The sequence below is a fragment of the Streptomyces sp. T39 genome (assembly GCF_008042045.1).
Lineage (GTDB): Bacteria > Actinomycetota > Actinomycetes > Streptomycetales > Streptomycetaceae > Streptomyces.
In genome coordinates this window covers 1-10,213 of the sequence record NZ_RDBP01000001.1, presented here as the reverse complement: position 1 = coordinate 10,213, position 10,213 = coordinate 1, and the positions used below count along the sequence as shown (strand labels likewise).

Sequence of the window (10,213 nt, the reverse complement as noted above, 5' to 3'; positions counted from 1 at the left end):
GGGCACGGGCGCAGGCTCAGGGGGGCGTGGGACGCGGGATTTTCGCTCGCAGGGAGCCGCCCGTGGCGGCGAGAATCGGCCCATGCACGTATTTCTGGGGACCGACCGCCTCACGCTCCGGCCCTTCGGGCCGCAGGACGTGGACCTCGTCCTGTCCCTCGACGCGGACCCGGAGGTCATGCGGCACCTCAACGGAGGGCGCCCGTCGACCCGGGACGAGGTCGAACGGGAGACCATGCCCGCCCTGCTGCGCCGCTTCCCCTGCCTCGACGGGACACGTGGCGAGGGCCGCGGCCACTGGGCGGCCGAGGACCGTGCCACGGGGGATTTCCTGGGCTGGTTCGAGTTCCGGCCGACGGTGCCGGACAGCGGCGAGGAGGTCGAGCTCGGCTACCGGTTGCACCGGCGCGCCTGGGGGCGCGGGCTGGCCACGGAGGGCTCCCGTGCCCTGATCCGGCTCGGCTTCACCGAGCTCGGTGTGGAGCGGGTGACCGCCACCACCATGACGGTGAACTCCCGTTCCCGGCGGGTCATGGAGAAGTCCGGGCTCGTGTTCGTCCGCACCTTCTTCGAGGAGTGGCCCGAGGTGATCGAGGGATCCGAACACGGTGACGTCGAGTACGCGCTGACCCGACGGACATGGCTGCGCGGCGCCGCCGGACAGGGCTGAGCGGCGTCGCCCGCCCGTGCGCGGGCCGGGCTCACAGGGCGCGCAGGCCCTCGATGACCTCACGCAGGATCCTTTCGTCGGGCAGGTGTGCGGGGGCCACGGGGCTGCTGACCTTCACATGGCCCGCTTCGAGGAGGTCGCCGAGCAGCACCCGCACGACACCGACCGGCAGGTCGGCGTCGGCGGCGAGTTCGGCGACGGACTGGGTCTCGCAGCGGCACAGGGACAGCAGGGTGCGGTGCTCCGGGCCGAGGAGGGACTCCTCGGCGTCCGGGGCCGCCCGTTCGTCCACCACCACCAGCGCGATCAGGTCGAACCGCACATTGCTCGGGCCGGGTCGGGTCCGGCCGCCGGTCATCGCGTACGGACGGACCAGCGGCCCCGCGTCGGCGTCGTACCACTGGCTGCCGGGCGCCGCGGCGGGGCCGCTCACGGTGAGCTCACGCGGGCCGGTGTGCGCAGATGCTCGCCGACCCGGTTCACCAGGCGGGCCATCTCGTAGGCGATCAGGCCGATGTCGGCGCTGACGGCGGTGAGCAGCGCGAGGCAGGATCCCTCGCCCGCGGCGGCGACGAAGAGGAATCCGTCGTCCATCTCCACCATCGTCTGCCGTACTCCGCCCGCCTGGAAGTGGCGTCCGGCTCCCTTGGCCAGGCTGTGGAAGCCGGAGGCCACGGCCGCCAGGTGTTCGGCGTCCTCACGGCTCAGCCCGGCGGACGCGCCCACGGGGAGCCCGTCGCCGGAGAGGACGACGGCGTGGCGGACCTCGCCCACCCGGACGACGAGGTCGTCGAGCAGCCAGTCCAGGTCACCGAAGCGGTAGTGGCCCGTGGCCGGCTCGTGCTCGGTCATGTGCGGTCTCCTTCACTGCGGGGAACGGCCCGGCCCGGTGCGGCGCCGGGCTCCGGTGCCGGTCCACGGCCCGGGAACGGGTCCCCGTGCCCCCGGAGACGGGCTTCCGCTCCGAGGACCGGTCCTGCGGGGGGCACGGGCGCGGCGCCGGAGCGCGGTCCGGCGGCCGGATGCGGTGGGGCGGCGCGGGAGATGTCGTCCGGCCCCGGCGGGCGCGTCCGGGTGGCGGGGCAGTCCGGTCACGGCACGCGGACCGGGCAGGGAGCGGTCGGCGGCTCCCGCCGGATGTCCGGTGCCCGCCGGTGCCCGCTCGGACACCGCCGGGGCGCGGCCCGCGGGGGCGGGCGTCCCGGACGGTCCGCCCGGCGCGGCCCGCGGCCCCGTGGGGGCACGGCCGGCGCCGGTGGGCAGGCGGACCGGGGCGGCGGGCGGCCGTCCCGCCGGCCCGTGCGGGGCGGGCCCGCCGGGTGCCGTGCCGGCGGTGGACGCCCGCTCCCCGGCGGCCGGCGCGTCGGCGGGCGCCGGCCCCCCGGCGGGAGCGGGGTGCCCGGCCGCGGGGAGAGCGGGCTGGAGCAGCGCCGTCGGCAGCAGGACCACCGCGGTGCTTCCGCCGTAGGGCGAGGTGCCCAGCCGGACTCTGATGCCGTGCCGGGAGGCGAGTCTGCTGACGACGAACAGCCCGAGCCGGTCGCTGTCGAACAGGTCGAGCGCCTCGGACTCCTCCAGCTTGCGGTTGGCCTCCGCGAGCGCGTCCTTGCCCATGCCGAGGCCGCGGTCCTCGACCTCCAGCGCGTAGCCGTTGCCCACCGGTTCGCCGGTGATGCGGACCTTGGTGTGGGGCGGCGAGAACTGGGCCGCGTTCTCGACGAGTTCGGCGAGGAGATGGGTGACGTCGGCCACGGCGGCACCGGTCACCGACGCCTCGGGCAGCGTGCGCAGCTCGACCCGGGCGTAGTCCTCGATCTCGGAGACCGCGGCGCGGACGACGCTGGTCAGCGGGACGGGCGTGCTCCACGCCCGGCCGGGGGCGGCGCCGGAGAGGATGATCAGGCTCTCCGCGTGGCGGCGCATCCGGGTGGTGAGGTGGTCGAGGCGGAACAGGTCGCCGAGCTCCCCCGGGTCGTCGGCCCGGCGCTCCATCGCGTCCAGCAGGGCGAGCTGGCGGTGGACCAGTGTCTGGCTGCGGCGGGCGAGGTTGACGAAGACGCCGGAGATGCCGCCCGCCAGTTCGGCGCGTTCGGCGGCCGCGTCGAGCGCCGCCCGGTGCACGGTGCCCAGTGCCTCGCCCACCTGCCCGATCTCGTCCTCGGCCGGCGGGCCCGCGGGGGCCTCCGCGTGGATGTCGATCCGCTCCCCGGTGCGCAACCGGGCCATGGCGTGGGGCAGTTTGCGCCGGGCGATGTCGAGCGCGCCGTTGCGCAGGGTGACGAGTTCGACGACGAGACCGCGGCCGATGCGCACGGAGATCACCAGGGAGGCGACGACGGCCACCAGGCCGAGTGCCACGGCGGCGCCGGCGGCCGTCAGCATGCCTCCTCCGGCCGGGGCGTCCCGGCTCGCGGCATCGCGTCGGGCCGAGGTCACGATGTCGCGCAGCGCGACCGCGACGGTCCGGTGGGCCTCCTCCCAGGCCGCCGCGGACACGGCCGAGGCGGCCCGGCGCCCCGCGGGCGCGGCGCCGATCCGGTCCTCGGCGGTGCGCAGGTCCCGGTACCCGGCGCGCCCGGCGAGTTCACGCCACGCGGCGCGCCCGGGCCCGCGCAGGTCCGCGGCGGCCGCGTCGAGGAGGGCCGTCCGGGTGGCGGCGGCGCCGGTGAACAGGCGGAGGCGTCCGGCGGGGAAGTCGCCCGCGAGACGGGCGGAGGTGACCAGCGCGTCCTCCCTCGCCAGCATCTCCCCGGCCCGGTCCAGCTCCAGCAGCACGCGGGCGTCGGACGCCGAGGCGCCGTCCCGCAGGGCGGCGGTGGCGCCCACGACGGTGAAGGCCGACTCCACCGCCGTGTTGTACGCGGCGTACACCGCCTCCGCGTCGGCCTTTCCGCCGGCCACGGCCTTGCGGGAACCGTCCAGCGCGGCGACCGCGCGGATGAACGCGGTGAGCCGGTCACCGATCTCACCGGGCACCTCGCCGCCCGCGGCGACGGTGTGCCCCTCGTCGAGACGCAGTGCGCGCACGGTCGTGTCGGTGCGGGCCGCGGCCGTTCGCAGGGCGGCCGCGCGTTCGGCGTCCGGTGCGGCGATCTGGCGCAGTGCCGCCAGGCGTTCGGCCTGGAGTGCCGCGAGGGCGCCGGCGAGCGGGGTCGACACCTGGGCGTCGACATGGCGCAGCAGACGCAGCTCGGACATGTCCTGGGCGGTGGTCACGGTGGCGAAGCCCCACAGCGCGAGCAGGGAGAGGACGGGCACCATCAGCAGGCAGATGACCTTCGCCCGCACGGTGCGGGCCCGGAGCAGGGGCCGCCGGGAGCGGCGGCGCGGCGGTTCGGGGTCCGCCGGGACGGGAGACGGGCGGTGTCCGGTGTGTTCGACCGCCGGGGCGCCGGCGTGGGCGCGCCGTCCGCGGCCCGGTCGCCCCTGCGGGGGCGGGCTCTCGCCGTCCTGGGTGGTGCGGGGTGTGTGCATGGCCTCCTCGTTCCGGCTGCGGGGCGGGACGGCGGCTCCGCGCTCAGGGGGCGCCGGGCCGGGTGCCTGTGGGCCGCCCTGAACATCAAGTCGCCCCTGGCGGTGGCCGTCGCCCTGTGGGCCGCCCTGAACATCAAGTCGCCCCTGGCGGTGGCCGTCGCCTCCCTCGTCATGGGCGCCGCGGTCAGCAGCATGCACTACACGGGGATGTTCGCCGTCCGCGTCGACGTGGCACCGCCCGCGGTCGGGTACGCAGCGCGCTCCGAGGCCGTCGGGGACAGGGCGACGAAGGCCGCCGTGACGAAGAGGTAGGAGCCGAGGCCGACGGCGAGCGGGAAGATGAACTGCATCGCGCTCGCGCCCGGCAGTCCGCCCGCGGCCGGTGCCACGTCGACGCGGACGGCGAACATCCCCGTGTAGTGCATGCTGCTGACCGCGGCGCCCATGACGAGGGAGGCGACGGCCACCGCCAGGGGCGACTTGATGTTCAGGGCGGCCCACAGGGCCGCGGTGGCGGCGACCACGGCGATGACCACCGACAGGGCGACCAGCAGCGGGTCGTACTCCACGGTGCCGTGCAGGCGCAGGGCCGCCATGCCCAGATAGTGCATGCTGGCGACACCTACGCCGGTGGAGAGCCCCCCGACCAGCAGCGCGCGCCGCCTGTCCTTGCCGTAGCCGACGCAGAAGACGCCCGCGCCGACCACCAGCATGGCCACGAGAAGACTGAGGATCGTGAGCGGCACGTCGTAGCGGATGTCGGTGCCGCGGACGGCGAAGCCGAGCATGGCGACGAAGTGCATCGTCCAGATGCCGGTGCCGATGGCCGACGCGGCGGTGAGCAGCCAGTTCCGGCGGGAGCGGCCGGTGGTGCCGAGCGCGCGCACGGTGCAGCGCAGTCCGAGGGCCGCGCCGATGACGGCCATCAGGTACGAGAGTGCGGGTGTCAGCACGCCGAATGCGGTGTGGTCCAGGTGTCCCATGGCTCAGGGACGCTAGTCCGATGGAGTGGGCGGTCCGGGGGTTCAGTTCGAAAGCTGATGGAATATGACAGGCAGATGCCGCGCGTCGACCGAGCCGCGCTCGAACATGCGCACAGTTCGGTCACAACGGTCGGCCGGTGCCGGCCGGACGGCGTGATCCGGCCGGTGGGTGACGGGACCGGCCCCTCTGGCGGATCATGGACGGATGGCCGACGACCACACGCACGTACAGGAATTCTTCGGCCCGCGCGCCGCGGGCTGGGACAGCCGCTTCCCCGACGACGGGCCCGCCTACGCGGCGGCGGTCGGTCTGCTCGGACTGCGCGGCGGCGACCGGGTCCTCGACGCCGGATGCGGTACCGGCCGGGCGCTGGAGCCGCTGCGCGCGGCCGTCGGCGCGGACGGGGTGGTGATCGGCATGGATCTGACGCCGGGGATGCTCGACGCGGCGCGCGCCGCCGGCCGCGCCCGGAGCGGCGCGCTGGTGCTCGCGGACGTGTCCCGGCTGCCGCTGCGCACGGGCGCGCTCGACGCGGTGTTCGCGGCGGGGCTGATCGCGCACCTCCCCCGCCCCGCGGAGAACCTGCGGGAACTGGCGCGTGCCGTGCGGCCCGGTGGGGTGCTCGCGCTGTTCCACCCCATCGGCCGGGCCGCGCTCGCCGCCCGGCACGGCCGGACCGTCGGCGACGACGACCTGCGGGCCGAGCCCCGTCTCCGGCCGCTGCTGGCGTCCTCGGGGTGGCGGACCACCTCGTACACGGACCGCGACGACCGCTTCCTGGTACTGGCCGAGCGCGGGGACGGCTGACCGCCGCACCGCGGCGGCACGGTCCGCGGCGGTGGCCGGACGACATCTCCCGCGCCGCCCCACCGCATCCGGCCGCCGGACCGCGCTCCGGCGCCGCGCCCGTGCCCCCCGCGGCACCCGCACCCGCCCCGCGGCCCGCGCCGGCGCACGGAGATCGTGCCCGGCGTCCGCCGCGGCGCCCTGGTCGGGCCCGCCCCGGCCGTTCGAACTCCGTTGCCGGGTGGAAGACTTGATGTGTCAGCGGTATACGCCGACCGCGTCGTCCCGGGGAAGGTGGCTCCACGTGAACACCGTTCATCGTGCGCTCGCACGCCTGCGCAAGGTCTTCGCCGCCCATCCGCCCGTCCCCGTCCCGCCGCCCGACCCGTCCCGGCCGCAGCACAACGTCTTCGAGGCCGCCGCCGCCTATGTGACCGCGAGCGTCGAGGACGACGAGGACCGCCTCGACGAGGCGTCGGGCTGGGTCGCGCCCGACGCGCTGGTCTTCGGGATCAACGAGCTCGCCTGCCGGGCGGTCATCGCTCTGGCCAGGGAGCGCGACGAGCCGGTGGAGACCGTGGCCCGCGGGCTGCTCGGCCTGCCGGGAGCGGAACAGTCCCGGCCGGTCTGAGGACGTCCGGGCCCCTCCACCTCTCGACGCGCGGGTTACCCACTGGTTAAGGTGCGCCGACGAACGATCGGACGGGGAGGTAGCCGTGCCCGGGGCGGAAGAGGCCGTGGACGACGACGCGCTGTACGTACTGACGGCTGTGCTGCTCACACCCGCGCAGTTCCCCGGCGTGCTCGGCGACGACTACCCGCAGGCGTGCCGTGCGCTGGCGCTGGAGCCGTACGCGGAGGGATACGGTCTGGTCATCGGGCAGGACGCGCAGGGCGCCCGGTGGACCGTCGTGATCGACGACGTCTCGCTCGTCGCGGTCGCGATCGCGTCCTGGGACTGCGGGATGGAGTACGACCTCTCCCCCGACGAGAACTCGGTCGTCGCCGCGCTGCCGGGCTGGCCGCTGGAGCTCGCGGTCGCCGCGCCCGGTGTGCCGGCCCCGCACGATCCGGCCCCCGAGGAGGGGGACCGGCCGCCGCTGACCCCGCCGGACACCGAGGAGTGGGGACCCGCCCAGCGCAGGATGGGCGCCGACGAGGTGGCCCAGCAGTGGGCGCAGTGGCGCGAGGGGACCGGGCAGGACGCCGCGGCGGAGCCGGACGGGGGCGCGGCCCCGACGGCGCCCGTGGCGGACGGCGGCGGGAGTGAGGACGAGGACCGGCTCGCCGAGGGCCTGCGGCGCGCGCTGCGCGAGGCGCGCGCCTACGCCGATGCCGTGCCGCCGCCGGGCCGGGTGCGGTCGGCCTTCGCGCCGGGCGGCGCGCGCACGATCCGTGCCGACGGGCCGGGCTGGTCGCTGGTGGCGCGGACCGACGACATGGCCTTCGTCCTGCTCGACGAAGAGCCGTGCGAGGTGATCCCCGTGGAGCGGGGACCGGAACTGGAGTCGCTGCTCGACGTGCTGGTGAAGGTCGCGGTCCATCCCTCCTGACCTGCCGGAACAGGCCGCGCCACCCCCCTTCACGTGAGGGGCGGGCACCGGGTCAGACGCGCTCCAGCGGGCGGTGCGCGCCCTCGGGAAGCTCCACGGCCATCCGGTCTCCGGGCCGGACGACGCCGCCCGACAGGACGACGCCCATGATCCCCGCCCTGCGGACGATCGCGCCGTTCCCGTCCCTGCCGACGACCCGCTTGAGCAGCCCGTTCTGGAAGGCGTCGATCTGGGCGCACGGGTTGCGCAGGCCGGTGACCTCGACGACGGCGTCGGGACCGAGCCGCAGCAGCGTGCCGGTGGGCAGGGCGAGCAGATCGATGCCGCTGGTGGTGACGTTCTCCCCGAGGTCGCCCGGGGCGACGGGGTGGCCGGCCGCCGCCAGTTCGGCGAACAGCTCGCCCTGGATGAAGTGGACCTGCCGCAGGTTCGGCTGCGTCGGGTCCTGGGCCATCCGCGACCGGTGCCTGACGGTCGCCCCCGCGTGGACGTCCCCCTCCACCCCCAGGCCGGCGAGCAGCGTGATGCTGTCCCGGTTCGGTTTGGTGAACGCGTACTCCCCGTTGCTGCTGACCGCTGCGACCGTCGCGTCCATGGCGCGGGCTCCCTCTCCTCGGCGGTGACCTCCCGGACGGGAGACCGTCACGACCCTGCTCCCGGGCTCCGGCCGGCCCGGGGCGGGACACCRGGGCCCGGGTGTCCCGCCCCGGGCCCGGCGGGTCAGCGCCCGATCTCGCGCCGGGACACCCGGCGCAGTCGGCGGCGCTGGCTCGGGTCGAGCATCAGGTAGGCGGCCGCCGGTACACCGAGCACCACCAGCAGGGACAGCCAGAATCCGATCAGCGGCATCAGGAGCAGGCCGACGGCCACTCCCCCGATGACGACCTTGGTACGTGTCGACATGTCGTCGCCTCCTTCGCGGCTGTGGCCGCTTTCTGTTCCGAGAACGCGCGATCGCTGTACGTGGTTCCCCGCCGCGTCACCGCGTTCCCACGCGGTGCCGCCGGGCGTCACCGCCCGCGGCGGCCGGGGAGGCCCCGGCCGGCTGCGGCGCCGCGGTCCGCGGGGCGGCGCGCAGCGGTTCACCCACGTCGTGCAGGTGGGCGAGTGCCTGGCGGTAGGAGTCGGCGAGCCCGGTCTCCGTGTACGGGACGGCCAGCGCGGCGCAGTGGGCGCGCACCAGCGGCCGGGCGAGGCGGAGGTGCGGGCGGGGCATGCTCGGGAAGAGGTGGTGCTCTATCTGGTAGTTGAGCCCGCCGAGCAGCCAGTCGGTGACGTGCCCGCCCCGGATGTTGCGGGAGGTGAGGACCTGGCGTCGCAGATGACCCCAGTCCTTGCCGTGCTCCCCGTCGGGCATCTCCATGCCCTTGTGGTTGGGGGCGAAGGCCAGGCCGAGGTGCAGGCCGAGCAGCATCTGGTGCAGCAGGGCGAAGGCCAGGGCCAGCGGCAGGCTCATCGTGGTCAGCAGCAGCGTGGCGTAGCCGGCCACATGGGCCAGCAGCAGTCCGGCCTCCAGGGCGCGGTGCGCCGTCCAGGGGCGCGCCGGGGAGGTGCGGGAGAACACGGCGCGGAAGCCGTAGACCTTGAGGGCGATGCCTTCGAGGGTGGTCAGGGGGAAGAACAGCCAGGCCTGGTGGCGGGTGAGCAGGCCGCGCAGCCCGGTGCGGCCGCCTGCCTGCCGCTGGGTGAAGACCAGGATGTCCGCCACCACGTCCGGGTCCTTGTCGACGTGGTTGGGGTTGGCATGGTGTCTGTTGTGCTTGTCGTTCCACCACTCCTGGCTCATGCCGAGCAGCAGGTCGGCGTGGATCAGCTGGATCACCCGGCTCGCGCGCCGGTCGCCGGTGATCTGGGCGTGGCCCGCGTCGTGGCCGAAGAAGGCGGCACGGGTGGAGAACAGCGCGAGAAGCGGGGCGAGTGCCAGCACCCACCAGGACCCGCCCGCCACGACGACACCCGTGACCACGGCCGCGAGCGCGAGCACGTTGACCGTGATGCCCCGTGCGTACCAGCCCGGGCGGTGCTCCAGCAGGCCCTGCTCCCTGACGGTGCGCAGCAGCGGCGCGAACTCGCTCGCCCGGCGGACGCCGGGGCCGGGGACGGGCGGCTCGGCCGGCGGGTCCGCGAGGGCGGCGGTGGCCTGGGGCATGTCGGTCTCCGGTCTGTGGTGCGGGCATGAGGGATGGGGACGCCGGCGGGGGCGCCGCGGCGCCCCCGCTCCGGTGGTGCGGGGGCCCCGGCGCGTGGGCCTGCGGCCGGTGGTCCGGGGTGTTCCCGTCCGGAAAACGTACGGATCAGGCGGTGTCCGCAGCCATGGCGCCACCACCCGGACCCCGCGGGGGGACACCCGCCGTCGGGGGTGGTGCTGTCTCCACCCCCGACGGCGCGGGACGACGCGGAACCACGACCCGGCGCGGGACGACAAGGACCCCGGCCAGGCGCGGGACGACGCGGACTCCGGGCAGGCGCGGGATGACGCGGATCACATCGGCGGGCGGCCCGGGCGGGCTCGCGGTGGGGTACCCTCGGCGACTCCGGTCGAGTAGTCAAATTTGAGGAACGCATCGTCGCTGTGCACAGGCCCCCTTCGGCAACGCCGCCCCCGCCCGTCACGTCCCGCCTCTCCCCCGCGGCGCTCCAGGCCTTGTCGTCCCGCCCGGAGTCCGCGTCGTCCCGCGCCTGGCCGGGGTCCTTGTCGTCCCGCGCCGGGTCGTGGTTCCGCGTCGTCCCGCGCCGTCGGGGGTGG

The 10,213-nt window shown here is 75.6% G+C and carries 11 protein-coding genes and 1 pseudogene; 5 read left to right on the top strand and 7 right to left on the bottom strand.

Features of this window, described 5'->3' with window-relative positions; genetic code table 11:
• Positions 1–82: 82 nt before the first annotated feature.
• Entirely contained in the window at positions 83–670 is a 588-nt protein-coding gene (locus EAO77_RS00060) for a GNAT family N-acetyltransferase (RefSeq protein ID WP_147986086.1), read from the top strand.
• Positions 671–701: 31 nt separating this feature from the next.
• On the opposite strand, the gene EAO77_RS00055 is transcribed toward EAO77_RS00060, so the two are convergent.
• The 3 genes from EAO77_RS00055 to EAO77_RS00045 are packed head-to-tail and all read right to left on the bottom strand — an operon-like array spanning position 702 to position 4,144.
• Positions 702–1,103, bottom strand: a complete 402-nt coding sequence (locus tag EAO77_RS00055; RefSeq protein ID WP_147986085.1) for a DUF742 domain-containing protein — start codon at positions 1,101–1,103, stop codon at positions 702–704.
• Complete coding sequence (locus EAO77_RS00050) at positions 1,100–1,522, bottom strand: roadblock/LC7 domain-containing protein (protein ID WP_147986084.1); 423 nt, start codon at positions 1,520–1,522, stop codon at positions 1,100–1,102. The genes EAO77_RS00055 and EAO77_RS00050 overlap by 4 nt, the downstream gene beginning before the upstream one ends.
• Before the next feature lie 12 nt (positions 1,523–1,534).
• A complete protein-coding gene (locus EAO77_RS00045; RefSeq protein WP_147986083.1) occupies positions 1,535–4,144 on the bottom strand; it encodes a nitrate- and nitrite sensing domain-containing protein in 2,610 nt (869 codons plus the stop codon).
• 105 nt (positions 4,145–4,249) lie between these two features.
• Here EAO77_RS00045 and EAO77_RS40980 point away from each other — a divergent pair.
• Positions 4,250–4,381, top strand: a pseudogene (locus tag EAO77_RS40980) (MHYT domain-containing protein); the annotation flags it as partial.
• Here the strand turns inward: EAO77_RS40980 and EAO77_RS00035 are convergent.
• Positions 4,342–5,127: an MHYT domain-containing protein gene (locus EAO77_RS00035; protein WP_147986081.1), complete on the bottom strand. Its 786-nt coding sequence runs from the start codon at positions 5,125–5,127 to the stop codon at positions 4,342–4,344. The pseudogene EAO77_RS40980 and the gene EAO77_RS00035 sit on opposite strands and share 40 nt — an antisense overlap.
• Before the next feature lie 205 nt (positions 5,128–5,332).
• Here EAO77_RS00035 and EAO77_RS00030 point away from each other — a divergent pair, with 205 nt between their 5' ends.
• From EAO77_RS00030 to EAO77_RS00020, 3 genes are all read left to right on the top strand, one after another.
• A complete protein-coding gene (locus tag EAO77_RS00030) occupies positions 5,333–5,935 on the top strand; it encodes a class I SAM-dependent methyltransferase (RefSeq protein ID WP_147986080.1) in 603 nt (200 codons plus the stop codon).
• A gap of 283 nt (positions 5,936–6,218) precedes the next feature.
• Positions 6,219–6,545 carry a hypothetical protein gene (locus EAO77_RS00025; protein ID WP_147986079.1) on the top strand — a complete coding sequence of 109 codons (327 nt, stop codon included), beginning with the start codon at positions 6,219–6,221 and terminating at the stop codon, positions 6,543–6,545.
• A gap of 85 nt (positions 6,546–6,630) precedes the next feature.
• Positions 6,631–7,467, top strand: coding sequence for a hypothetical protein (locus EAO77_RS00020; protein WP_147986078.1), 837 nt, complete (start codon positions 6,631–6,633; stop codon positions 7,465–7,467).
• A 52-nt stretch (positions 7,468–7,519) separates the two neighbouring features.
• Here EAO77_RS00020 and EAO77_RS00015 read toward each other — a convergent pair whose 3' ends face one another.
• The 3 genes from EAO77_RS00015 to EAO77_RS00005 form a co-directional block, all read right to left on the bottom strand.
• A complete protein-coding gene (locus EAO77_RS00015) occupies positions 7,520–8,062 on the bottom strand; it encodes an MOSC domain-containing protein (RefSeq protein WP_147986077.1) in 543 nt (180 codons plus the stop codon).
• 125 nt (positions 8,063–8,187) lie between these two features.
• Positions 8,188–8,370, bottom strand: coding sequence for a hypothetical protein (locus EAO77_RS00010; protein ID WP_147986076.1), 183 nt, complete (start codon positions 8,368–8,370; stop codon positions 8,188–8,190).
• A gap of 76 nt (positions 8,371–8,446) precedes the next feature.
• Positions 8,447–9,616, bottom strand: a complete 1,170-nt coding sequence (locus tag EAO77_RS00005) for an acyl-CoA desaturase (RefSeq protein WP_147986075.1) — start codon at positions 9,614–9,616, stop codon at positions 8,447–8,449.
• Positions 9,617–10,213 lie beyond the last annotated feature (597 nt).

Bases quoted from the DNA above. Each gene is read 5' to 3' on its own strand.
- EAO77_RS00045 (WP_147986083.1), bottom strand. From the start codon at position 4,144: ATGCACACACCCCGCACCACCCAGGACGGCGAGAGCCCGCCCCCGCAG.
- EAO77_RS00010 (WP_147986076.1), bottom strand. From the start codon at position 8,370: ATGTCGACACGTACCAAGGTCGTCATCGGGGGAGTGGCCGTCGGCCTG.
- EAO77_RS00030 (WP_147986080.1), top strand. From the start codon at position 5,333: ATGGCCGACGACCACACGCACGTACAGGAATTCTTCGGCCCGCGCGCC.
- EAO77_RS00035 (WP_147986081.1), bottom strand. From the start codon at position 5,127: ATGGGACACCTGGACCACACCGCATTCGGCGTGCTGACACCCGCACTC.
- EAO77_RS00060 (WP_147986086.1), top strand. From the start codon at position 83: ATGCACGTATTTCTGGGGACCGACCGCCTCACGCTCCGGCCCTTCGGG.
- EAO77_RS00015 (WP_147986077.1), bottom strand. From the start codon at position 8,062: ATGGACGCGACGGTCGCAGCGGTCAGCAGCAACGGGGAGTACGCGTTC.
- EAO77_RS00005 (WP_147986075.1), bottom strand. From the start codon at position 9,616: ATGCCCCAGGCCACCGCCGCCCTCGCGGACCCGCCGGCCGAGCCGCCC.
- EAO77_RS00050 (WP_147986084.1), bottom strand. From the start codon at position 1,522: ATGACCGAGCACGAGCCGGCCACGGGCCACTACCGCTTCGGTGACCTG.